Source organism: Vibrio sp. SCSIO 43097 (assembly GCF_023650755.1).
GTDB classification, from domain to species: Bacteria; Pseudomonadota; Gammaproteobacteria; order Enterobacterales; family Vibrionaceae; genus Vibrio; species Vibrio alginolyticus.
Genome location: NZ_CP071840.1, coordinates 2,670,616 through 2,694,007 on the forward strand (window position 1 = coordinate 2,670,616; position 23,392 = coordinate 2,694,007).

Here is a 23,392-nt window from a genome sequence, read left to right on the forward strand (position 1 = left end):
ATCTCAGTCAGTAATGAAGATTACTTGTTTAAGTACGCAGGCACATCTGCAATGCTATCTAATACTACCGTTGCAATGGCTTCGCCCTGTTCCGTTACTGGCTTACCAGTGCGAACCAAAATCTTAGTGCCAACGCCTGCCGCTTCTGCTGCCATCATGTCTTCAGCTTTATCGCCGATCATCACAGATTTCTCCATGTCGATCTTCAAGAAGTCACGCGCAGAAATGAACATACCTGGTTTTGGCTTACGGCACTCACAATCTTGCTTGTACTCGCCAATGCCATGTTCTGGATGATGTGGACAGTAATAGATACCATCGAACTCAACACCATTATCAGCAAAGTTCCAATCCATCCATTGAGTCAGAGACAAGAAACGGTCTTCACTGAATTTACCGCGTGCGATGCCCGATTGATTCGTCACTAACACTAGAAGGTAGCCTTTATCTTTTAGCGCTTTCGTCGCTTCAAATACACCATCAATGTACTCAAAATCATGTTCGTCATGAACGTAGCCGTGGTCAACGTTTATCACGCCATCACGATCGATAAAAACAGCAGGTTTTGCCAAAACGTATTTCTCTATTAACTCGGTTTAATCAGATTATTACATACCTTATAAACTTCAACACTATCTAATTCATTCTAGGCCTCGACAAAACAGTTGATTTGTTGGGCAAGAATCGGTAAATCTGAGGGTGCCCCGCCATCTACCTCCTGCTTGTTATCTATACATCTTCGCTTCAAAACAGAACATCCATACATTTAGACGTCTAGACGTAAAAATATCTATTGACTTCATTCTGCTTAACCCATAGCATCAACTGAAAATTGAGATAAAGCTCAACATTAAGTTCTGTCAAAGGCCGTTTTTGACAGCGAAGTTCCCCGTATCTTTGGGCAGGTTGAAACATGATAGAAATAAAAAACGTCAATAAAGTGTTCTACCAAGGCAGTAAGGAAATCCTTGCCCTGAAAGACATTAACCTACACATCGACAAAGGCACTATCTTTGGTGTTATCGGTTCATCAGGTGCTGGTAAAAGTACGCTGATCCGCTGTGTCAACATGTTAGAAGCGCCGACCTCTGGTTCCATCATCGTTGATGGTGTGGATCTAACCAAACTCAGCAAAAAACAACTAGTCGAAACACGCCGTAACATTGGCATGATCTTCCAGCACTTTAACCTGCTTTCGTCTCGTACTGTGTTTGATAATGTAGCACTGCCACTAGAACTGGCAGGTAAAGACAAATCGCAAATCACAACAAAAGTAACTGAGTTGCTAAAGCTTGTGGGCTTAGCCGACAAACACGAGAGCTACCCATCTAACTTAAGTGGCGGACAAAAACAGCGTGTGGCAATTGCTCGTGCATTGGCATCCGATCCTAGCGTGCTGCTTTGTGATGAGGCCACTAGTGCGCTAGACCCGGCAACAACTCAATCTATCCTTGAGTTATTGAAAGAGATCAACCGCAAACTCAACATCACGATTTTACTTATCACTCACGAAATGGAAGTCGTAAAAAGTATCTGTCACGAAGTAGCAATCATCGGTGGTGGTGAGCTGGTGGAAAAAGGCACCGTTGGCGATATTTTTGCGCACCCTAAGACAGAGCTAGCGCACCAATTCATTCGCTCAACGCTGGATCTTTCCATTCCTGAAGATTACCAAGCTCGTCTGCAAGCAGAGCGTGTTGATGGCAGCTACCCGTTGGTTCGCTTAGAGTTTACTGGCGCAACCGTCGATGCACCGTTAATGTCGCAAATTTCTCGTAAATACAATATTGATGTGAGTATTTTGAGTTCCGACCTTGATTACGCTGGTGGCGTGAAATTCGGCATGATGGTCGCAGAGCTATTTGGTAACGAAGAAGATGACAACGCAGCTCTTGAATACCTGCGTAAGCACAACGTAAAAGTAGAGGTACTTGGTTATGTCCTTTAATACGATTTCTGAATGGCTGAGTTTAAACAGCAAACTACTTTTAGGTGCAACGTGGGAAACGCTTTACATGGTTGCGGTTGCCGGATTAGTCGGCTTTGCTGTGGGTATTCCATTAGGCGTAATCCTCCATATTACTAAGAAAGGCGGCCTACTTGAAAACACCAAACTAAATAGCGGCTTAGGCGCTATCGTTAACATTGGTCGTTCTGTGCCATTCCTCGTACTGATGGTTGCGATTATTCCAGTGACAAAAATGCTGGTTGGAACCTTTATCGGTACAACCGCAGCAATCGTCCCACTGACTATTGGCGCCATTCCTTTTGTCGCTCGTCTTATTGAAGGTGCTTTATTAGAAGTACCGACAGGCTTGGTGGAAGCAGCGCAGTCAATGGGGGCGACTCCAACACAGATCATCACAAAAGTTCTACTACCTGAAGCAATGCCGACTATTGTTAACTCAGTAACGATTACCTTGGTCACTCTCGTTAGCTACTCAGCTATGGCGGGTACGGTAGGCGGCGGCGGCCTAGGTGACGTAGCCATCCGTTACGGTTTCCACCGCTACGATGTAACTATCATGGCCGTGACTGTCGTGATGTTGATTGTTCTAGTACAGATTATTCAGTCTATCGGCGACGCAGTGGTGCGCCGTGTAGACCACAGATAAGCATCAAAAATACAAATTATAAGGAGATAAAGATGAAATTTAGCCTTAAAGGTCTTTTGACTGTAGCAACGGCCGCCTCTGCTCTTGCTCTAGCGGGTTGCGGCGACAAAGAAGTGGACGTAAACAAAGTAAAAGTTGGCGTTATTGCTGGTGCTGAAGCACAAGTAGCCGAAGTTGCCGCTAAAGTAGCAAAAGAGAAATACAACCTAGACGTTGAGCTAGTAACATTTACCGATTACGTAACACCAAACGCCGCTCTGGATGATGGTTCAGTAGACGCGAATGCGTTCCAGCACAAACCATACCTAGACCAACAAGTGAAAGACCGCGGCTACAAACTGGCTATCGCGGGTAACTCATTCGTTTACCCTATTGCTGGTTACTCAAAGCAAGTAAAATCAATTGATGAAATTCAAGATGGCGCACGCATCGCAGTACCAAACGACCCAACTAACCTAGGTCGCTCACTACTGCTTCTTGAGCAACAAGGTTTGATTACGCTACGTGATGGCGTTGGTCTACTCGCTACAGTACGTGACATCGTAGGCAACCCTAAAAATATCGAAATCATTGAACTAGAAGCCCCACAGCTTCCGCGTTCATTGGATGACGTAACGCTATCTATCATCAACACCACTTACGCAAGCTCTATCGACCTATCGCCAGAGCGTGACGGCGTGTTCGTTGAAGATAAAGACTCACCATACGTAAACCTAATTGTCGCTCGCGAAGAAAATGTTAATGCGCAAAACGTACAAAACTTCGTAAAAGCTTACCAAACGGAAGAAGTTTACGAAGCGGCAAAAGAACTGTTCAAAGGCGGTGTTGTGAAAGGTTGGTAATCCCACTTTTCAAAACATGACTGAAAACAACGTTCTAAACACAAAAGGGCTGATGTGAAAACATCAGCCCTTTCTATTTGTCTATCTACCCATTTAAGTAGCTTCAATTCGCTACTTAAGGTGGTCCCAAGAGATATTCGACACAATTCGGCAGTCATCACACTTAAAATGAAATATGTCATGTAGTGGCTCATCGAGTAGCCACTCGCCATCGCATTTTGGACACTTGCGCGCTTTCTCGCTCTCCAGCGACTGACCACCGACACGATACTGGTAATAGTACGTAGGGATCTTCGTGATGTATTCGATACGGCCACGTAAGTCCCAACCTCGGCGAAACAGCACACTATCCACATCGCAAATTTCGTGCAGCGCCGCATGTTCCGCTCGGCAGCCCCCTGCCATTTGGATTTCATCACACGCTTGCCACTCAGTCTGCCACTTAATGACGGCTTTATGGTCTCCATTAAGTGTTGGCTCATTACGATACAAAGGAATTGGCAACAGGGTTTCACCACTTCGCAAAGGCGAACACGTATGAACATAAGTCGTGTACAACACTTGCCAGCTAGGTGTCTCTTCTTCGGCTGCTTGTTCTGAATTCAAATCACGCCCCAGCATACGCATTTTCGGAGCAAGCAAAGACGCATCCGACAAACGGTTCATGCACACTTTGACGAAATCTGAGTGATAACGTGGATGCAAGCTGTCTTGTTCTGGGCAAACAACACGAACGAAAAATTCACCTTCTCCCATCACTATCGGGAATTCACGACCTAATACTTGGCCGTTGTAACGCAGAGCATCCATCAAGCCATTAATGGCTTTGTCTACCGCGCTGACGGTGGTGTTATCAAAACACTCAAACTGCAACTCAACAACATACATACTTAGACGGCAGCCTCTAACTTATTCAAGAACTCAACCAATGAATCTGCCAATACATCACGTTTAGAGGTGCCCAAACGCTCTAGAATCACATTGCCAGTGAGGTTACAAATAGAAATCACATCCATTTCCTCATCTGTCGCTGCGATAAATACTGTTGGTTTAAGTTTCAAGCGGCGCTGCGTCACCAAATGACCAAGAATATTTTCTTGTAGACGCACGAAATCGTCATCGCTCCACACTTGCAGCAGCGTCAACGAATTACCTTGCCAAGTTGCCTCCATATCAGCGCAGTATTGAGAACCATAAAAGGCTTTAACATCATCTTGCAGTGACAACTCAATCGCATTTTCCACATTGGTGAAATCGGCCATTTCATCACGTGCGACCGCTTTCCAAAGCACCTTTCCATCACGCTTCTCTTCGACACAAGGAGAAACAAGCTCTGCAAGCTCTTCACTGCTTGGCAACTCATTGTGCTTAGCTTGCCAAGCTTGTTGGTAGCGCAGGCTGAACTCTTGTAGCGCCTGAGTAACGTTTTGGGTCATGAAGGTCTCCTCATTCCTTATTTATCAGATAGCCGTACTTGCCGGATGGCAATTGACCAGCGGATTCAGTAAAATTCTCGCCATTCTAATCGAAAACGACCACAAAGTATGAGCAAATATTCTGACGCTAAAGAGCTTGCTGGCTTAACACTAGGTAAAACGACCGAGTATGCGAACCAGTATGACCCAAGCTTGCTGCAACCAGTCCCTCGCAGCCTGAACCGAGATGACCTCCAGTTAGGCGATACTCTGCCTTTCATGGGGCACGACATTTGGACGCTGTACGAACTGTCTTGGTTAAATAGTAAAGGTTTACCACAAGTGGCCGTTGGCGAAGTATACATTCCAGCCACCAGCGCAAACTTGATTGAATCGAAGTCTTTCAAACTGTACTTAAACAGCTATAACCAAACCCGCTTTGCAAGCTGGGAAGAAGTGACTGAGCGTTTAACACAAGACCTTTCTGAATGCGCAGGTGAAAAGGTGCTGGTTGAGGTGAATCCAGTGACCCACTATACCAATCAACCTATCGTAACAATGGACGGTGAATGTATTGATGACCAAGACATTAACATCACCAGTTACGATTTCGATGCCGATTTGCTTGAAGGTGCAGCAGGTGAAGTACAAGTTGAAGAGGTGCTACATAGCCACCTATTGAAATCAAACTGTTTGATCACTAACCAACCCGACTGGGGCAGTGTAGAAATTCGCTACCAAGGCGCAAAAATAGATCGTGAGAAGCTGTTACGTTACTTAGTGTCTTTCCGCGAGCACAATGAGTTCCACGAACAGTGTGTAGAGCGTATTTTTACGGATCTAATGAAATACTGCCAACCAAGCAAACTGACCGTATTTGCCCGCTATACGCGCCGTGGTGGCTTGGATATCAACCCTTACCGCTCAACGGAACAAGATAAGCCAGCTCACAATCACCGTATGGCTCGTCAGTAAGCGCATAGGCAACAGAAATAAGTTCGGCAATCTAAAGGGTTGCCGGACGTTTTTATTGTCCAAGCATGTTACTATACCAAATGGCTTCAACCCGCATTTAAACGGCTAATTGAGGCTTTTCGCCGTTATCGCAATATCTAAAAACAGTTCGAGGGAACGAAAGGATGTTTTGGGACAGTTCGCGTCTATTCAAGTTGATTGGCTTTCTTTGCTTGCTGTTTGTACAGCCACTTCATGCAACCATTTTATCGTCCGCGTTACTCAACGAAGCACAACAATTGGCGGAAATAGAGCCATCACAAGCAAAACAAGCGGCAACCAACTATTTGTCACAGCGTGAGCTAACAGAACGCAAAGAAAGTGACAGCCCTTCAGCCATGTCTCGCGACGAAACAGATCGTAGCGTTCGCACACCAAGCAGCACCATCGAAGCGCACAAGATTATCGCTCAGGCAGATTACGCCATGGGTAATGTTCGTTCGGCTATCGAGCACCTAAATAAAGCGGAACGCTTAGCGCAAGAATATCAATTGCCGTACATGGACTTAGATCTACAGCTGATGCGCAACCAAATGATTTGGATGTACGACGAAAACTACTCAAAAGCGGAAGACACGCTTAACCAAATTGAACAACAGCTCGATGAAGCCGATGCCGTATTACAACGCACCGACAGCGTTCGCTACCGACTAGTGATGCAAAGAGCACTCCTCGCTTCACATAGTGGCGATATCATTAAAGCGGAAAACTTGTACTCTGAAGCAAAGACCATGCTTGACGATAGCCGCTCTGAGTTAGCCTTGATCGACTACTACACTGCCGTCGGCGAGTTTTACCTCAATAGCAAGAAGTACAATTTGGCTTTGTCAGAACTGCTATACGGTTATTGGCAATCTATTGAAAGTAACAGTGGTGCAAGATTAGCAAAAGTGAATCGCCTTTTGGCTAGGCTCTTCCAGGAGCGACGAGTGTACGACAAAGCGATCGAATACTTATCTCAAGCCGCAGATTTTTATGACTCTTACCCTAGCTCTCCGATCCTAGCGGACGTCCTAGAGCAAATGGGCGACATCTACTTTTATCAGGGTAAGTTTAACCTTGCGTTAGTGCATTACTTCAACGTGCTTGACCATGAAAGTACCAGTAAGAACATCAATAGAATCATTAAAATTCGCTTAAGCTTGGCGGCTACCTACCTACAACTCTATAACTACGCGCTAGCAGAGCAGTACTTAGACCGCTCTAAAGAGCTTTTAGAATACACCAATATTCCTAAGCTTGAAGCAAAGGCTGCCCTGCTTCAGTCAGGTCTGGCTTATCATCAAAATGACAGTAAAGACGTCATTACTAATGCTAAGCTGGCGTTAGCGCTTGCTGAAAAGTCACCTGAAAATAACAACTTCATTAAGCAGCAGTCATACCGTTTACTTGGGTTGGGTTACGAGCAGGCAGGCGAATACAAACTTTCTCTGCAAGCTTATAAAAAATACACCAACCTCGTTCGTCTAGAACAAAAGCAGCTTAACCAAATCAGTGAGGATGCGTTCCGTCAGCAAAAAGAATTTGCCGAACAAACCATCCATTACATCGGTCAATCAGAACGCTTAGAGCAAGTGGAAAGAGAGCATCGTAAATTCCAGAAAATCTCATTTGCATTGTTTATTACTGTCTTGGTCATGTTTTTGTTCATTATGCGCCGTGGTGTCATTATGCAGCGCCAAGCAAGTGAAATCGAAAAACTGCGTAACGACCTCTTCACCCACTCTCGCTCTCGTTTACGTAACTTGCGTATGCTGAATGTTAAGCTTTCTCGCTCATTGAAAAAGTCGAGCGAAACTTTCGAGCAATGGCAAATGGGTGAATTGATCCACGAACCACTTAATGATCGCCTACGCTTTGTTATGATCGATTTGCCATTCTTACGAAGCATGTACGTCCATAACGGCTATAAGGCAGGTCTAGAACTAGAACGGGCATTTGGCGACTTCCTTGCGGAAAAAATAGAAAAACCGTCGCGTCTTTACCATTTCTCAGATGCGAACTTACTCTACATAGAACCGAACGCTGACCGTGATGCTTCTGCCGAAGTCATGTTCGAAAAATTCCAGACTTGGGTGGATGAGTTCGCTCAGCAGCACAACGTCAATCGTATTATTCGTATGGGCATCAGTGATTATCCGTTCTTACCCCGAGCCTACACTGCAATTAACGATGAGGAATTACTCGATCTGTTGTTGCTTGCGACTCACATCGCACGAGAAGTCAGCTTGAAGGATAAGCAAAGCCACTGGGTGTTCTTAAAAGCCATCGATAATGCGCCTGCTGCTAGCTTTGCAACAGGTAACATAAGAACTGCCTGTCAACATGCCATTAGCCAAGGCCTGATCAAGATCCATTCGTCCTACAAGAATGAGGACGACATCAAGAAAATATTAAAAAATGGATAATTAAACGCCTGTTGAACGTAATAACTAATGACGCTATAAAGTTTTTTGTTATTATCAGATAATTGTCAGTAGTACATGGACTTAACCGTAGTCACTTCATGGGAATCTTGGAATCCGATATTCAGTCGCAGCTGCATCAGCTGAGTTGTCAACTTGACCAACTCAGACTGACTCATCGTGATACTTCACTCAAATTCAAACGTGAACAACAAGTTCTTAAACGCGTTGTGGCATCATTGTCTTCAGCTTGCCAGGGTTCGAACACTCAGGTATCCAACTACCTATTTGAAATCCAACAAGAGCTGCAACATCAAAAAGATATCAGCACTCTTATCCCGCGTTTAGCGGTATTAGAGAGGATGCTCAAACAGCAGTCGAAGACGATGGATAAACAGAACGGTTACCTTGACGAACAAATCAAGCACAGTGGTGAAACACTGCAACGTGTCACTGGCTTACCTGCGCAGTTAAAACGTGAACTACGGAACCTGATGAGTTTCTCTGAAGTTCACGCCAGCAATAAAGCTGATCAAGCCACTAAGCTACTGAGTATTTACGAACGCGCTCTGAAAATCATTACGTCTAATTCACGTCTACATCTTAGTGAATTTGAAAACAATCCTGACAGATCTCAACTTGAATGCTTGGCCAGCGACCTTCAACATACTATTACAGAGCTGGATTTCGAGGGAGAATCAGGCGATAGATTGCTGGATATTCGCGCTAAGTTGCTCCTTGGCGTGAGTGCCGAGTCTCTCATTGAGCTTACGCTCTCAACGCTGAAATTGGTTGTCGAAGCAACAAAGTTCGAGCGCGAGGCGTCTAGCCAATTCCTTGATCAGCTGAACACTTCTCTCGCAAGTAACCTAAAAACCGTTCATCAGAACGTCGACCAGCATCATACCTACTTTGAACACCGCCAAGAGCTCAACACAGAAATGAACAGCTTGGTTGAATTAAGCCAAAAGTCACTTAATCAAGCTCAAGATATCGCGGTTGTGAAAAAAGAAATCACGCCTCTTCTCGAAAAAATGGCGTCGCTGACAGAGCGACTGAAAATGACGGAAGAGCGAGAGCAAGCGCTGCAAGAGCGGTTAAGTTACAGTAAGAACCAACTCGAAGCGGTATTTGAAACTACGCAAGATTATCGTCGACGCTTAGATGACCAAGCTCAGCGTATGTTGCTCGACCCGCTGACTAAAGTTTATAACCGCACTGCATTTAACGATCGACTAGAGCTAGAGTATCGCCGTTGGATTCGCTCTCAGCAAAACCTTCGTGTTGTGCTATTTGATGTAGACAACTTCAAAGCGGTGAATGATAGCTATGGTTATACGGCTGGCGATAAAGCGCTGAAGATCATCGCTCGTACTATTAACAAGCGCGTATCAGAAACGGAAACAGTGGCTCGCTTTGGTGGCGAGGAGTTTATTCTACTCGTCCCGGAACAATCTGAAGAATACACACTGGATCTGATTAAGCATATCCAGCGTGATATTAGCCAATTACCCTTTAAGTTCCGTGAGCAAAATATCATGATTACCTTAGCTGCTGTATCGACGTCTTTCAAAGAGTCCGATACGCCAGAGTATGTGCTCGATCGTCTTGGCAAGATGCTTGCGGACGCTAAAAAACGTGGAACAAACCAGCTTAACTGGAGCTAAGATTCGTACAAAAAGCGAGCAAACAAACCAAATTTGGTGCAATCTACGCTTTATAACCGCCCATTTTCAACGAGTTATCACATTTCTTCCCTTTTAGTCTGCTAAGCTGTAAAAACCCAAGTCACTTCAAGATGATGTATTTATAAAAGGCAAATGTATCATCTTGAGGTTGCTTGGGAGTTGATAACCATAAAACCAAATCGGCCAACTACCTTTCATCAAACCATACGTATAACACCAAAAAGGTAAGTTGGTACTTTCCCTCAAATAAATGCAACACAAGGAGGCGTTATGATTACCCATATAAGCCCCGCTGGTAGCATGGACTTGCTATCTCAACTAGAAGTAGAGCGCTTAAAGAACACAGCCTCGAGTGAACTTTATCAGCTGTACCGTAATTGCACATTAGCGGTGTTGAACTCCGGTAGCCATACCGATAACTCGAAAGAACTGCTCGATAAATACCAATCGTTTGATGTCAACGTCGTGCGTCGTGAGCGTGGTATTAAGCTTGAGCTGACTAATCCGCCAGAGCACGCTTTTGTTGACGGCGAAATAATTAAAGGTATCCAAGAGCATCTGTTCTCCGTATTGCGTGATATCGTTTACGTAAACATGCATTTGGCAGACGCCCAGCGGCTCAACCTTACTAACCCAATTCACATTACGAACCTCGTGTTCGGCATTCTTCGTAATGCCAGAGCATTAACTCCAGGTATCGCACCGAATCTTGTCGTATGTTGGGGTGGTCACTCTATCAATGGAGTGGAGTATCAGTACACACGTGAAGTGGGTAACGAACTGGGCCTGCGTGAACTTAACATCTGCACAGGTTGCGGCCCTGGTGCAATGGAAGGGCCGATGAAAGGTGCAGCAATTGGGCACGCAAAGCAACGTTATACTCAGCAACGTTATCTTGGTTTAACCGAACCCTCGATTATTGCGGCCGAGCCACCAAACCCAATAGTAAATGAGCTGGTCATCATGCCCGACATCGAAAAGCGCTTGGAAGCTTTCGTCCGTATGGCTCATGGTATCGTTATTTTCCCAGGTGGCCCGGGCACAGCGGAAGAGCTACTGTACATTCTTGGCATCATGATGCACCCGGATAACGCCGATCAGCCAATGCCTATCGTATTAACAGGACCAAAAGAGAGTGAAGAGTACTTCCGCTCTATTGATGAGTTCATTCGCGACACACTTGGTGAGGAAGGGCAAAAGCACTACGAGATCATCATTGACGACCCGGCAGAAGTCGCTCGTATTATGAAACGCTCCATGGACTCGGTACGCCTTCACCGAAAAGAGAAAGGCGATGCGTACAGCTTTAACTGGTCATTGAAAATTGAGCCAAACTTCCAACTGCCATTTGAACCTACTCATGAGTCGATGGAACAATTGGATTTAAGCCTAGATCAAGAACCGCAAGTTTTAGCGGCCAACTTGCGTCAAGCCTTCTCTGGCATAGTGGCAGGTAACGTAAAGGCTGAAGGTATTCGAGAAATAGAACGTAGAGGGCCTTTCACCATTCATGGCGACGCAGTCCTCATGAAAAAACTCGATAAGTTGCTAAAAGACTTTGTCGAACAGCACCGAATGAAATTACCTGGCGGTTCAGACTACGAACCGTGTTATCGAATCGCTCACCCGGAAATTGGTGGTCGATAGTCAGGCTAGCATTCGTTACACTAGGGGCATTACGCCCCTTTTTTATTGCTAAGTCATTATGTCTATTCATCTTGTTATCATTGATGCCCTAAACCTGATCCGCCGAGTGCACTCAGCACAACCAGATCCAACCGACATAGCAAGAACCATAAGCACAACGCAAAGAACCCTAACTCGCATTATGTCAGAAGCCAACCCGACACACATCATCGCAGTTTTTGATCACCACGAACAAGACAGAGGTTGGCGCGCTGAAATTCTCCCTGACTATAAGCAAAACCGAAAACCAATGCCTCAGCCACTACTGCAAGGGTTAGATGCGATTCAACAAACGTGGTGGGAGCAAGGTATTGATTCATTGCTGTCTGAAGGCGATGAAGCAGATGATTTGGTTGCTACACTCGCAACGAAAGTGGCCAGCCATGGTGAAAAGGTCACCATCGTTTCGACTGACAAAGGTTACTGCCAGCTGCTTTCCCCTACCCTACAAATCCGTGATTATTTCCAACATCGTTGGTTAGATGAACCATTTATCGAAAAAGAGTTCGGCGTAAAACCAAGTCAACTAGCGGATTACTGGGGATTAACAGGGATAAGCTCTAGCCAGGTTCCGGGCGTACCTGGAATTGGCCCGAAAGCAGCGAAAGAGATTCTCACTCAGTTTGAGAGTATTGAAGCTGCCTACGCTAGTGAAGATCTCGTACCGAAATACCGTAAAAAATTGGATGAGCACATTGAGTCTGCTCGTTTATGTAAACGCGTCGCCGCTTTAAAGTGCGATATAGAACTAGGCTTTAACTTGCAAGATATTCGCTTTTTAGGGCCAAACAAAGCGGAGTAGTGCCCGATGGTAGTTTCACACCATGAAACCCTCAGATATTAAAAAAGCGCCATTTGAAGGCGCTTTTTCTATTCTAATCACTATCCCCAAAAGACTCAGGGAATAAAGTTAGTAAGGTGAAATATTCGACAGACATTGGATATGAATCGTGATCTCTTCACGATCATGATACAAATGTTTAGCTTGTAGCTTGAACTTTACCTTATTATCAATGAGGAACTGCTTCAGATTTTCAAGGTCTTGCAGCACTTCGTCATAACGCCCTTTCATTGGCAGCTTAAGGTTAAAGATAGCCTCTTTTGCCCAACCTTTTAACAGCCACTGTCCCATCAGGTGAGCAACACGAGCTGGCTTTTCCACCATGTCACAAACAATCCATGTTACGTTCTTGCGGTCTGGTTCGAACTTAAAGCCATCCACCATATGGTGTTTGATCTGGCCAGTTTCCATCAAACTGTCTGCCATCATGCCGTTATCAACGCAGTGAACGAACATTGAGCGCTTCACTAATTGGTACGTCCAACCGCCTGGACATGCACCTAAATCCACACCCCACATACCTGGTGCTAAACGCTCATCCCACTCTTCACGTGGAATAAAGACATGAAATGCTTCTTCCAGTTTAAGTGTTGAACGACTTGGAGCGTCTGCTGGGAATTTAAGGCGAGGGATACCCATGAAGAACTGTGAGTTGTTGTCAGTGTAAGAGTAACCAACGTAACAGTGGCCAGGCTCAACAAAGCAAATGTGCAGTACTGGTTTTTTCGCGTTATCTTTGTTCAGCATTAAGCCTTTGCCGCGCAACGCTTGACGCATTGGGACGGTAAACTTACGGCAGAATTTCAGTAGCTCTTTCGCTTCATTTGTATCTGGCGTTTCAATTCTCAAATCACCACAACGAGGGAATGCTTCAATGTCTGCTAGTTCATTCAAAATTGGACTAATGCGGTCATCACTTGGCAACGATTGAAACTCAGCTGCTACCGCAAACATTTGTCGAGCAAAAATTAAAGACTTAAAGTCTAAACCTCTCGCAAGTTTGTCGGCATCTCCATCTTGGTAACACTCGAAGACAACATAACCTGAGTTTCTCTTCACACGAGGGAAGCCATACACTTCCAACTGTGTCGCTTTGTCCTGAATTTCACCAGCACACTCTTTCTCAAAGCCAGAACGGCAATAGAGCATTAGTTGTTTCACTTGGAGACCTCTTTGATATTGAACGCAGCAAAAAAGAACAGACACCAACCAATCATGAACAGTAATCCTCCCACAGGAGTAATTGGCCCAAACCACTTAATGCCCGTCAGCGCCAGCGCGTAAAGACTGCCGCTAAAACAAAAGATGCCGATAATAAAGCAAATCGCCGCAATGAAAAAATATTTTTGTGCTTTTTGTCCCAAATTGAGCAGAAGCAGAATGGCACAAAACACAATCGCCAACGTGTGAATAAATTGATACAGAACTCCGGTCTCAAATACACCGAGCAAATAAGGGGCCAGTGTCGCTTTTAGCCCATGAGCAGCAAATGCTCCAAGAGCGACCGAAATCAGCCCAGACAGAGCAGAGAATGAGAGTAACCACTTACTTTTCACTGTACACCTCTTTTATAAACGCCGCTAACTGCTCTATCGCGAGTGCAATGTTACCCACTTCAGTATGACCTGAGATCTTGCGCGGTTTGAAGCTGTGGTCACCATCAGGTAAAAAGCTCACCGTTACTTGTGACGAAAGGACGAAATCATCGAATTCCTCACGCTTACCAAAGGTGTCTCGTTCCCCTTGAAGAATCAGCGTAGGTTTCTCAATGGTTGCTAAGTGTTCGCCTTTGTATTTCTCTGGCTTTCCCGGCGGGTGAAATGGAAACCCTAAACAGGCAATGCCCGCCACCAGCTCATTTTCAGCCAACAAGCTCGACATACGACCGCCCATTGACTTACCACCAATAACCACGGGAGAAGAAGTAAAGTGAGCGATCACTTCGCTGTATGCTTCGAGCAACTTTGGCGCGCGATCGGGCGGACGCTTTTTGCCATCTTCCGAACGTTTCACCATGTAAGGGAAATTAAAACGCACTACACGAATACCTTGCTCCACTAATCCTTTAGCGACAGCTGTCATGAAGTCATGCTCCATCCCCGCACCTGCGCCGTGAGCAAAAATAAACAGCGGTCCGTTTTCAGGCCCCTCAGCTATCCAGTGATTCATCCAATACTTCCTCTTGTTCTTTTCTCGCGGTTGCTAACATCCAATCTCTAAACGTTGCGATTCGGCCCATATCTGCCTGCTGTTCATGACACACCACATAAAATGCATTCTTAGATATCAACACCTCGTCGAATGGTGCAATGAGTCGCCCGGCTTCCATTTCAGGTTTGGCGAGTACGTTGTTACCGAGCGCGACCCCCTGACCGTGCGCAGCAGCCTGTAGCACCATCGTTGAGTGACTAAAAATAGGACCGTGGTTTACGTTGATGCCTTCAATGTTGTAATGACGAGCAAACTGCTTCCAGTCTTTACGCGAAGTATCGTGTAACAAAGTATGTAATTTGAGGTCACTTAAAGATTCTAATGGTTTGTTACCCAAAAGTAATGAAGGTGAACAAAGTGGGATCAAAAACTCTTGGTACAATTTATCTGCTCGCAAACCTGGCCAGTTCCCACGGCCATAGTAGATCGCCACATCAACATCATCAGTCAGTGAGCCTTCATCCATATCTACGGCTTTAATACGTACATCGATATCGGGCTCTTGAGCATTAAAATCGGCCAAACGAGGTACAAGCCATTGGATAGCAAAACTCGGCGGTAGGCTAATCGTCAATGCCCCTTTTTCGCTACGTTCCAACACCTTATCTGTCGCTTCCGCAATCGAGGTGAAAATATCTTTGATATCGAGAAAGTAACTTTGGCCTTCTTCTGTTAACAACAAAGAACGATTACGTCGACGGAAGAGCTTCAATGATAAGAACTCTTCAAGCGCTTTAATCTGGTGACTGACCGCGGCTTGAGTAACAAATAACTCTTCTGCTGCTCGTGTAAAACTGAGATGACGAGCAGCCGCTTCGAAGACTCGAAGCGAATTTAATGGAGGCAATCTGCGAGACATATGGGACCTCTAATAGGATTAGTTTTTTTAATCTGAAACATTATAAAATGTCCGTTGTCGAACAGCCAGATAAATTCTATATTTCACCCCGCAACACGGGCCTGAACGGCTTGATTTCTTTGGAAATCAATTGGCTTCGTTGTTGCGATGTTGTGTTTGCAAACTCGTATTTCGAGTTAGGTAGATTTCTACCATAATGTTTTGTCCACACTCCCTGTGACAAAACATATACTTCCTGTATTTATTTTTGACCTGTCTGTCAAATTTGTTACACCGCCTAAATTAGGCGGTGTTTTTTTATCTATCAAAAATCTCATCCGCATATCTGGCAGCAATATCACTTTATTACTCTTCTTTCGGATTAATTATCGTTATATCAACACAAAGTGTATGGCTTTGCGATAAGCCTCAACATTATGCTAAGTAATGGTTGTCTGTAACGCGATCAAAAACAAAAAAGGCGCAAATTGATGTCTCAATTTGCGCCTTTTAACGTATTTTAACAGTCAGCTATGGACGGTAAACTTTTACGTTGCTGAAGCCTTGCTCTTGCAAGTAAAGCGCTTGCAGACGGCTCATCACACCGCGGTCACAGTAAAGTAGGTATGTCTTAGACTGGTCTAAGTCACCAAACTGTGTACCCAGCTTGTAGAAAGGGATATGTTTCACATCCACACCTTCGATTTCAAGTGGGTTATCGTCTTCCTCTTCAGGACTACGAATATCTAGCACAACCGCGTGCTCTTCTACCGCTTGAACTTGCTCTACTTCTGGTGCGGCTTGCTCAGACTCTTTCGCAATATCACGAATGTCCATCATGCGAGCTTCTTGAACCACTTGCTCAAGGATACTAAAGTCGAACTTCTCTTCTTCAGCTTCTAGCTTGCCTTTCACCGCTTTCACGGTTGGCTTCTTAGAGATAACACCACAGTATTCTGGCATTGTCTTCGCGAAATCTTCTGTGCCGATTTCACGTGCTAGATTGATGATGTCTTCTTTATCCCAGTTGATAAGTGGACGCAGAATCAGCGTGTCAGTTACGTTATCGATGTGGCGTAGATTGGTTAGCGTTTGGCTCGATACTTGACCTAGCGCTTCACCTGTTACCAATGCTTCGATCTTCATCTTCTGAGCGATCATGCCTGCTGCACGCATAAACATACGCTTCAAGATCACGCCCATTTGGCCGTCATCGACTTTCTCTAGGATTTCCGCAACCACAGGCTCGAAATCAACTGAGATAAAACGTACTTTTGCTGAAGAACCGTATTTGTTCCATAGGTAGTGAGAAACCTGCTTAACGCCGATTTCGTGTGCTGGACCACCTAAGTTAAAGAAGCAGTAATGTACTTTTGAACCACGCTTGATATGAAGATAGCTTGAAACACCAGAATCGAAACCACCCGAGATCAGGCTTAACACGTCTTCTTGCGTACCCAGAGGGAAACCACCTAGGCCTTTATGACGAGACAATACTTGGTTTAGCTTGTCGTTCGAGACTTCTACCTTGATCGTCACGTCTGGGTTTCGTAGCTTAACACTAGCGCTTTCAATCGCTTGATTTAAACCACCGCCTACATAACGCTCTAGTTCAATGGAGGTAAAGTCATGCTTGCCACGACGCTTCGCACGTACAACAAAGGTTTTATTTTCGAGTGCAGCACGGTTGAGTTCTAGCACTTGCTCGAAGATATCGTGCAAGTCTTTAAATTCAGTTTGCTTCACTTCCAGTACGTGGTGAATGCCTGGTGTATGAGTCAAAACCTCAAGAACTTCAGCGTGGAATTCGTTACTCTCAGAGGTCACTTCAATGTGATCACGACGGTTAAATACCGCGACAGACTCCGTGCGGCTCTTAATGATGTTACGAATGTTGCACTCTAAAATCTTTGTGAAGCGCTTACGCACAGATTCACTTTTTACAAAAATTTCTGGATGGGGCTTTACAATAAATTTCATAGTCTAATTCGCAGGTTAGTTTCGCAATCAACAAAGAGTGACACTCAACTTCAATACTTCATACGCAGTAAAACCGCGTTTCAGTCACAAAAAGTAGTCTGAGCTCACTTTTAAGGCGCAAGATTATACACCCAAGCGGATTGGAAAAACAAAAAAAGCGAGCAATCTGCTCGCTTTCTTATCTCTTTACTGACTTAAAACTAAAGCCTAGTTATTGAATTACCGGCACTTCTTCACTGTAGAGAGGCTCGCCTTGCATAATGCTGATTTCAACCCGTCGGTTAAGCGCGCGATTTTCATCAGAATCATTCGGTAACAAGGGTTCCGTATCCGCCATGCCTCGTACTCTTAAACGTTGATGAGAGAAGCCTCTCACTTTCTCCATCTCTTGCGCGACTGATACTGCACGCTGAGAAGAGAGATCCCAGTTAGAACGATAAAGTTCCGAGTCTAGCGGTCGATTGTCTGTATGGCCAGATACTCGCACAATGCCTGGCACGTCTTTTACTAGCTCTGCAATCTGACGAACTAAAGGACGAAACTTAGGCTGCAAGAAAGCCGAACCTTCTGGGAATGCACCTTTTTCACGCATACGTATAACAATCTGCTGACCGAGGTTTTCAACTTCAATGGCGCCTTGCTCAATCTCTCGCTCTAAGGCTTTCTTGATGCTTTCCATCAAGGTTTCCATCTCTTGCGACATCTCTTTAGATTGCTGTTGTTGCATGTCCGCTTCGGCAGACTCATTGTTTTGAGTTGACGTTTCTGGCGATTGCCCACCCGTTAACTTGCCTTCATCACGTTTTGTGCCACCAGCTCGATCAGACTCCCCTTCATGAAATTCGAGCGTCTGCTGAGTGATGTCCATGGTTTGCTGCATGATGACATCAATCGGAGTTGGTTCCGGCCGACCCGGTCGAAACTCTTGGGCAATAATGCTAGTGCCTTTGGGAATGTCTTTCACTTCAAGCTGATTTTGCACACCGAAGGCAAATTTCATTGACCCTGCAATTTGTTTGAACTTCAGTACATCCATCTCAGAAAACGAGAGCAGAAGAACAAAGAAACACATCAGTAGCGACATCAAATCTGCGAATGTCCCCATCCATAACGGGAGGCCAGGTGGCGGACAATCGCATTTGTTATCTTCATCATCCATCACGACTCTCCAAGTTACTCGTCAATCTCAAGGGCACGTTTACCTTCATTGAGGTAGTTCTTCAAGTAACTATCGATCACTCGCGGGTTTTGGCCATCTTGAATCGCTAATACGCCATCCATGATCAAACGGCGATTTAGCGTTTCTTGGTCACGGCGAAGAGAAAGCTTATCCGCAATAGGGAAAAACACCATATTGGACAGGATCGCGCCATACAATGTGGTCAAGAGTGCAACGGCCATTGCTGGTCCAATCGCTTTAGGGTCATCCATGTTTGAAAGCATCGCAACAAGACCAACCAAGGTACCAATCATTCCCATCGCAGGAGCAACGTCGCCAAAGGCGCGAAATACACCAGTACCTTGCGTATGTCGTTCATCTGTAAGCGCGATGTCTTTTTTGAGTGCCGCTCTCACAACGTCGGCATCATGGCCATCAACCAGTAGATCAATGCCTTTCTGCATGAATGTGTTGTTTATTTCCATCTCTTCAAGAGCAAGAAAACCACCTTTACGCGCCGCATCGGCCATTTCCACAATTTTTGCGATCAGGTCTTCGGGTTCATCCGCTTTAAACATGAAGGCTTTGCCAGCAATCTTTGTCGCACCAAAAAACTGTCCCATTGTGAACTTCATCAACACGACGAATATTGAGCCACCAACGACAATAAGGATCGACGTGACATCGACAAACATGCCGATGCTGCCACCAAGCACCATCGCCATAATGACGAATGCAAAACCACCAATCAAACCTAATAGGGTTGCTAAATCCACAAAGCACTCCTCACGCTATACTCAAATACTGCCATTGGGCGGATTATTACCTGTATCGACAACTCGCGCAGAATTTTTAGAAAAATCTTAGCTAATGGATCACAAATTACACCTAACAACCTCAACCAAAATATGGGGTTTCACCGCTTAGACTCGTTGAACGCTAATTTTGTGACAATTATATAAGGTTAAATTTGACCAAGTTACTAGGCTAAGGTAACTTTCGTGCATCTTACCCGAGGCTTGATTAAGGCAGAAAAAAGATGGCGGTCAAGAAACCAGAAAACATGACCTTTGAAGCAACCATTGAAGAGCTTGATAGCTTGGTTGATCAATTAGAAAATGGCGATCTTGCTCTAGATGATGCCCTGCGTAAGTTTGAACGAGGCATTGCCTTAGCTCGTGCAGGCCAAACTAAATTAAGCGACGCCGAACAGCGCGTGAGCATTCTTCTTAGTGAAGATGATGAAGCACCACTGAGTGACTTCAAACCAGATTCAGAATAACAATCAGTAGTGAGCAATGTGATGCAACAGACATTGACGTCTTTTCAACAAAGAAACAATCAGCAATTGAATTTGTGGCTCGATCAGCTTCCATATCAAGAGCAGCCATTGATTCAAGCAATGAAATACGGCCTTTTGCTAGGTGGAAAACGCGTTCGCCCTTTTCTTGTTTACATCACAGGTCAAATGCTCGGCTGTAAACCTGAAGACTTAGACACCCCAGCCGCTGCTATCGAATGTATACATGCCTACTCACTCATTCATGATGATCTGCCAGCCATGGACGATGATGAACTGCGTCGAGGTCAACCAACTTGTCATATTAAGTTTGATGAAGCAACCGCAATACTGACAGGTGATGCACTACAAACCCTTGCCTTCACTATTATTGCTGATGGTCAATTAAGCCCGGCGGCAGAAGCTCAACGCATCAACATGATCAAAGCATTAGCGCATTCTTCTGGTGCCAGCGGCATGTGTGTAGGGCAAGCTTTAGATTTAGGCGCGGAAAATCGCCAAGTTTCTCTTGAAGAAATGGAAGAGATACACCGTAAAAAAACCGGAGCTCTGATTGATTGTGCGGTAAAATTAGGTGCATTAGCTGCTGGTGAGAAAGGTATCGAGGTTCTACCTCACTTGGAGCGCTACTCAAAAGCAATTGGTTTGGCGTTTCAGGTTCAAGACGATATTCTTGATATCATCAGTGACACAGAAACACTGGGTAAGCCTCAAGGTTCCGACCAAGGTCTGAATAAGAGCACTTATCCTTCCCTGCTGGGTTTAGAGGGAGCCATAGAGAAAGCTCACACTCTGTTACAGGAAGCACTTCAAGCATTGGAAGCTATCCCATACAATACTCAGTTACTCGAAGAGTTCGCCCGATATGTCATCGAGCGCAAAAATTAACACTATAAGCGCGCATTTATATGACTCTTGATATTTCAAAGTACCCAACACTGGCGTTAGCAAATACACCGGAAGAATTACGTCTTCTTCCGAAAGAAACATTACCAAATCTGTGTGATGAACTGCGAACGTATCTGCTAAATTCAGTGAGCCAATCTAGCGGACACTTAGCGTCTGGCTTAGGCACCGTAGAGCTAACTGTCGCTCTGCATTATGTTTACAACACCCCTATCGACAAATTGATCTGGGATGTTGGTCATCAGGCTTACCCGCACAAAATCCTCACCGGACGTCGCGATAAAATGCCAACAATTCGCCAAAAGGATGGTCTACACCCTTTCCCTTGGCGTGAAGAAAGTGAATATGACACTTTGTCTGTCGGTCACTCTTCGACATCTATCAGTGCAGGCCTTGGCATGGCCATCAGCGCACAAAAAGAAGGCAAAGGCCGTAAAATTGTCAGTGTGATTGGCGATGGCGCAATTACAGCAGGCATGGCATTCGAAGCCATGAACCACGCTGGCGACGTTCATCCTGATATGTTGGTGATTTTGAACGACAACGAAATGTCGATTTCAGAAAACGTCGGCGCCCTGAATAACCACCTTGCAAAGGTACTTTCTGGTAGCTTATACACTTCTATCCGTGAAGGCGGCAAGAAAGTGCTGTCTGGTGTTCCACCTATTAAAGAGTTGGTTCGCCGTACGGAAGAGCACCTAAAAGGCATGGTAGTGCCTGGTACTCTGTTCGAAGAGTTCGGCTTTAATTACATTGGCCCGATTGATGGGCACGACGTCAATGAACTCGTCAAAACGCTGAAAAATATGCGTGAGCTCAAAGGCCCTCAGTTCCTACACATCATGACCAAGAAAGGCAAAGGTTATGAGCCGGCCGAGAAAGATCCTATCGGCTACCATGGTGTTCCTAAATTCGATCCAACGCATAATTGTCTGCCGAAGAGCAGTGGCGGTAAGCCAACTTACTCAAAGATCTTCGGTGACTTTTTATGTGACATGGCGGCCCAAGATCCTAAGCTAATGGCAATTACGCCAGCAATGCGCGAAGGATCAGGTATGGTGCGTTTCTCAAAAGAGTACCCAGACCAATACTTTGATGTGGCGATTGCTGAGCAGCACGCAGTGACACTTGCAACAGGTATGGCAATTGCGGGCGATCATCCAATCGTAGCTATCTATTCGACTTTCTTGCAACGTGGTTATGACCAACTGATCCACGACATCGCGATCATGGATTTACCAGTGATGTTTGCGATCGACCGCGCAGGTCTCGTTGGCGCAGATGGTCAAACTCACCAAGGTGCGTTCGATTTGAGCTTTATGCGCTGTATTCCGAACATGGTGATCATGGCGCCAAGCGACGAAAACGAGTGCCGACAAATGCTTTACACTGGCCATAAGCATTCTGGCCCGAGTGCGGTTCGATACCCTCGTGGTAGCGGCATGGGCGTAGAAATCGAAACTGAGTTTACGGCGTTAGAAATCGGTAAAGGGCGCATGGTTCGCCAAGGTGAAAAAGTTGCTATTCTGAGCTTTGGTACTTTCTTGGGTAACGCGCTAGAAGCGGCAGAATACCTTAACGCCACTGTTGCTGATATGCGCTTTGTGAAGCCGCTCGATGAAGCATTAATTCGTCAATTAGCCGCAGATCATGACGTGCTCGTGACGTTAGAAGAAAATGTTATCGCAGGTGGTGCAGGTGCGGGTGTCGTTGAGTTCATGATGAAAGATAAAATCATTAAGCCAGTCTTAAACCTAGGTTTACCCGATGAGTTTATTCATCAGGGAACACAAGATGAACTGCATGAAGAGCTTGGTCTCGATGCAAAAGGAATTGAAAAATCCATCTTGGATTATTTAGCAAAATAGAATGTAAAAAGGGATGTTCATAGCATCCCTTTTTTACGTTCAGTGTTTAGTTCATCCAGCCCGCATATTTTGCGACTAGAAACAGGGCAACACCGGCCATAACTCCCGCCACGATATCATCAACCATAATACCCAGCCCACCGTGAACTCGCTTATCTAGCCACCCAATTGGCCAAGGTTTTACCATATCGAAAAAACGAAACAAGATGAAGCCAGTGATCAACCACTTCCATTCAGTGAGTGGAATATTCAGCGCAGGTACAATGCTCATCGTAATCCAAAAGCCCGCAAACTCATCCCATACGATTGAACCATGATCATGCACCTTCATGTCTGCAGACGTCACTTGGCATATTTGAATGCCGACCACACACGAAATCAGAACAACAATGACATACGCCGTAAATGGTAATTGTGACAACAACAAAAATAAAGGCACGGCCGCCAGTGTGCCCATTGTTCCAGGGATAAACGGGGATAATCCACTGCCAAAACCCGTCGCCAATAGATGCCACGGGTTCTTTAATGAAATCAGAGAAAGAGGGTTGGTCATATCCTTAAACCTATACTGCTAGTTTGGTTTCAATCGTCATGCCTGCGAGTTACTCAATAGTAACAGGCTCT

Annotated in this window: 22 protein-coding genes; 11 read left to right on the forward strand and 11 right to left on the reverse strand. The window is 45.2% G+C overall.

Features of this window, described 5'->3' with window-relative positions:
• Positions 1-20: 20 nt before the first annotated feature.
• Positions 21-572, reverse strand: a complete 552-nt coding sequence (gene gmhB / locus J4N40_RS12985) for a D-glycero-beta-D-manno-heptose 1,7-bisphosphate 7-phosphatase (protein WP_005381961.1) — start codon at positions 570-572, stop codon at positions 21-23.
• Positions 573-913: 341 nt separating this feature from the next.
• On the opposite strand from gmhB, the gene metN reads away from it, so the two are divergent.
• The 3 genes from metN to J4N40_RS13000 are packed head-to-tail and all read left to right on the forward strand — an operon-like array spanning position 914 to position 3,457.
• Positions 914-1,948, forward strand: coding sequence for a methionine ABC transporter ATP-binding protein MetN (gene metN / locus J4N40_RS12990; protein ID WP_005381962.1), 1,035 nt, complete (start codon positions 914-916; stop codon positions 1,946-1,948).
• Positions 1,938-2,615, forward strand: coding sequence for a methionine ABC transporter permease (locus J4N40_RS12995; RefSeq protein ID WP_005383604.1), 678 nt, complete (start codon positions 1,938-1,940; stop codon positions 2,613-2,615). Before metN ends, J4N40_RS12995 begins: the two co-directional genes overlap by 11 nt.
• A gap of 32 nt (positions 2,616-2,647) precedes the next feature.
• A complete protein-coding gene (locus tag J4N40_RS13000) occupies positions 2,648-3,457 on the forward strand; it encodes a MetQ/NlpA family lipoprotein (protein WP_005381966.1) in 810 nt (269 codons plus the stop codon).
• A 111-nt stretch (positions 3,458-3,568) separates the two neighbouring features.
• Here the strand turns inward: J4N40_RS13000 and J4N40_RS13005 are convergent, their stop codons facing one another.
• Both J4N40_RS13005 and syd read right to left on the reverse strand, forming a co-directional pair.
• The gene (locus tag J4N40_RS13005; RefSeq protein WP_005383605.1) at positions 3,569-4,345 is read right to left on the reverse strand and encodes a Zn-ribbon-containing protein; all 777 of its coding nucleotides are present in this window, start codon (positions 4,343-4,345) and stop codon (positions 3,569-3,571) included.
• Positions 4,346-4,347: 2 nt separating this feature from the next.
• On the reverse strand, positions 4,348-4,893 hold the full coding sequence (syd, locus tag J4N40_RS13010) for a SecY-interacting protein (RefSeq protein WP_005381970.1): 546 nt from the start codon (positions 4,891-4,893) through the stop codon (positions 4,348-4,350).
• Positions 4,894-5,001: 108 nt separating this feature from the next.
• Here syd and queF point away from each other — a divergent pair, with 108 nt between their 5' ends.
• The 5 genes from queF (at position 5,002) to xni (ending at position 12,467) form a co-directional block, all read left to right on the forward strand.
• On the forward strand, positions 5,002-5,847 hold the full coding sequence (queF, locus tag J4N40_RS13015) for an NADPH-dependent 7-cyano-7-deazaguanine reductase QueF (RefSeq protein WP_005383608.1): 846 nt from the start codon (positions 5,002-5,004) through the stop codon (positions 5,845-5,847).
• Between the two features lie 164 nt (positions 5,848-6,011).
• On the forward strand, positions 6,012-8,294 hold the full coding sequence (locus J4N40_RS13020; protein ID WP_017635678.1) for a tetratricopeptide repeat protein: 2,283 nt from the start codon (positions 6,012-6,014) through the stop codon (positions 8,292-8,294).
• Between the two features lie 98 nt (positions 8,295-8,392).
• Complete coding sequence (locus tag J4N40_RS13025) at positions 8,393-9,958, forward strand: GGDEF domain-containing protein (protein WP_005381978.1); 1,566 nt, start codon at positions 8,393-8,395, stop codon at positions 9,956-9,958.
• 291 nt (positions 9,959-10,249) lie between these two features.
• Positions 10,250-11,626, forward strand: coding sequence for a nucleotide 5'-monophosphate nucleosidase PpnN (gene ppnN, locus J4N40_RS13030; RefSeq protein ID WP_005383611.1), 1,377 nt, complete (start codon positions 10,250-10,252; stop codon positions 11,624-11,626).
• A 58-nt stretch (positions 11,627-11,684) separates the two neighbouring features.
• Complete coding sequence (xni, locus tag J4N40_RS13035) at positions 11,685-12,467, forward strand: flap endonuclease Xni (RefSeq protein WP_017635679.1); 783 nt, start codon at positions 11,685-11,687, stop codon at positions 12,465-12,467.
• Positions 12,468-12,575: 108 nt separating this feature from the next.
• Here the strand turns inward: xni and rlmM are convergent, their stop codons facing one another.
• The 7 genes from rlmM to pomA form a co-directional block, all read right to left on the reverse strand.
• A complete protein-coding gene (rlmM, locus tag J4N40_RS13040; RefSeq protein WP_017820611.1) occupies positions 12,576-13,667 on the reverse strand; it encodes a 23S rRNA (cytidine(2498)-2'-O)-methyltransferase RlmM in 1,092 nt (363 codons plus the stop codon).
• The gene (locus J4N40_RS13045) at positions 13,664-14,062 is read right to left on the reverse strand and encodes a DUF423 domain-containing protein (RefSeq protein WP_042521214.1); all 399 of its coding nucleotides are present in this window, start codon (positions 14,060-14,062) and stop codon (positions 13,664-13,666) included. The genes rlmM and J4N40_RS13045 overlap by 4 nt, the downstream gene beginning before the upstream one ends.
• On the reverse strand, positions 14,052-14,675 hold the full coding sequence (locus J4N40_RS13050) for an alpha/beta fold hydrolase (RefSeq protein ID WP_005383614.1): 624 nt from the start codon (positions 14,673-14,675) through the stop codon (positions 14,052-14,054). Before J4N40_RS13050 ends, J4N40_RS13045 begins: the two co-directional genes overlap by 11 nt.
• The gene (locus J4N40_RS13055) at positions 14,656-15,576 is read right to left on the reverse strand and encodes a transcriptional regulator GcvA (protein ID WP_005383616.1); all 921 of its coding nucleotides are present in this window, start codon (positions 15,574-15,576) and stop codon (positions 14,656-14,658) included. Before J4N40_RS13055 ends, J4N40_RS13050 begins: the two co-directional genes overlap by 20 nt.
• A gap of 510 nt (positions 15,577-16,086) precedes the next feature.
• Positions 16,087-17,535, reverse strand: a complete 1,449-nt coding sequence (thiI, locus tag J4N40_RS13060; protein ID WP_005383617.1) for a tRNA uracil 4-sulfurtransferase ThiI — start codon at positions 17,533-17,535, stop codon at positions 16,087-16,089.
• A gap of 211 nt (positions 17,536-17,746) precedes the next feature.
• Entirely contained in the window at positions 17,747-18,694 is a 948-nt protein-coding gene (locus J4N40_RS13065) for a flagellar motor protein MotB (protein WP_042521210.1), read from the reverse strand.
• A 14-nt stretch (positions 18,695-18,708) separates the two neighbouring features.
• Entirely contained in the window at positions 18,709-19,470 is a 762-nt protein-coding gene (gene pomA, locus J4N40_RS13070) for a flagellar motor protein PomA (RefSeq protein WP_005381564.1), read from the reverse strand.
• Positions 19,471-19,733: 263 nt separating this feature from the next.
• Here pomA and xseB point away from each other — a divergent pair, with 263 nt between their 5' ends.
• Genes xseB through dxs form a run of 3 tightly spaced genes read left to right on the forward strand, consistent with a single transcriptional unit; the run spans position 19,734 to position 22,768 of the window.
• On the forward strand, positions 19,734-19,976 hold the full coding sequence (gene xseB / locus J4N40_RS13075; RefSeq protein WP_005381566.1) for an exodeoxyribonuclease VII small subunit: 243 nt from the start codon (positions 19,734-19,736) through the stop codon (positions 19,974-19,976).
• A gap of 21 nt (positions 19,977-19,997) precedes the next feature.
• The gene (gene ispA / locus J4N40_RS13080) at positions 19,998-20,882 is read left to right on the forward strand and encodes a (2E,6E)-farnesyl diphosphate synthase (RefSeq protein WP_005383621.1); all 885 of its coding nucleotides are present in this window, start codon (positions 19,998-20,000) and stop codon (positions 20,880-20,882) included.
• Between the two features lie 20 nt (positions 20,883-20,902).
• Entirely contained in the window at positions 20,903-22,768 is a 1,866-nt protein-coding gene (gene dxs / locus J4N40_RS13085; RefSeq protein WP_005381568.1) for a 1-deoxy-D-xylulose-5-phosphate synthase, read from the forward strand.
• 46 nt (positions 22,769-22,814) lie between these two features.
• On the opposite strand, the gene pgpA is transcribed toward dxs, so the two are convergent.
• Positions 22,815-23,321, reverse strand: a complete 507-nt coding sequence (pgpA, locus tag J4N40_RS13090; RefSeq protein WP_213961970.1) for a phosphatidylglycerophosphatase A — start codon at positions 23,319-23,321, stop codon at positions 22,815-22,817.
• Positions 23,322-23,392 lie beyond the last annotated feature (71 nt).

Coding starts and splice junctions, on each gene's coding strand:
- metN (WP_005381962.1), top strand. CDS start 914: ATGATAGAAATAAAAAACGTCAATAAAGTGTTCTACCAAGGCAGTAAG.
- J4N40_RS12995 (WP_005383604.1), top strand. CDS start 1,938: ATGTCCTTTAATACGATTTCTGAATGGCTGAGTTTAAACAGCAAACTA.
- J4N40_RS13000 (WP_005381966.1), top strand. CDS start 2,648: ATGAAATTTAGCCTTAAAGGTCTTTTGACTGTAGCAACGGCCGCCTCT.
- J4N40_RS13005 (WP_005383605.1), bottom strand. CDS start 4,345: ATGTATGTTGTTGAGTTGCAGTTTGAGTGTTTTGATAACACCACCGTC.
- syd (WP_005381970.1), bottom strand. CDS start 4,893: ATGACCCAAAACGTTACTCAGGCGCTACAAGAGTTCAGCCTGCGCTAC.
- queF (WP_005383608.1), top strand. CDS start 5,002: ATGAGCAAATATTCTGACGCTAAAGAGCTTGCTGGCTTAACACTAGGT.
- J4N40_RS13020 (WP_017635678.1), top strand. CDS start 6,012: ATGTTTTGGGACAGTTCGCGTCTATTCAAGTTGATTGGCTTTCTTTGC.
- J4N40_RS13025 (WP_005381978.1), top strand. CDS start 8,393: ATGGGAATCTTGGAATCCGATATTCAGTCGCAGCTGCATCAGCTGAGT.
- ppnN (WP_005383611.1), top strand. CDS start 10,250: ATGATTACCCATATAAGCCCCGCTGGTAGCATGGACTTGCTATCTCAA.
- xni (WP_017635679.1), top strand. CDS start 11,685: ATGTCTATTCATCTTGTTATCATTGATGCCCTAAACCTGATCCGCCGA.
- J4N40_RS13050 (WP_005383614.1), bottom strand. CDS start 14,675: ATGAATCACTGGATAGCTGAGGGGCCTGAAAACGGACCGCTGTTTATT.
- J4N40_RS13055 (WP_005383616.1), bottom strand. CDS start 15,576: ATGTCTCGCAGATTGCCTCCATTAAATTCGCTTCGAGTCTTCGAAGCG.
- thiI (WP_005383617.1), bottom strand. CDS start 17,535: ATGAAATTTATTGTAAAGCCCCATCCAGAAATTTTTGTAAAAAGTGAA.
- J4N40_RS13065 (WP_042521210.1), bottom strand. CDS start 18,694: ATGGATGATGAAGATAACAAATGCGATTGTCCGCCACCTGGCCTCCCG.
- xseB (WP_005381566.1), top strand. CDS start 19,734: ATGGCGGTCAAGAAACCAGAAAACATGACCTTTGAAGCAACCATTGAA.
- ispA (WP_005383621.1), top strand. CDS start 19,998: ATGCAACAGACATTGACGTCTTTTCAACAAAGAAACAATCAGCAATTG.
- dxs (WP_005381568.1), top strand. CDS start 20,903: ATGACTCTTGATATTTCAAAGTACCCAACACTGGCGTTAGCAAATACA.
- pgpA (WP_213961970.1), bottom strand. CDS start 23,321: ATGACCAACCCTCTTTCTCTGATTTCATTAAAGAACCCGTGGCATCTA.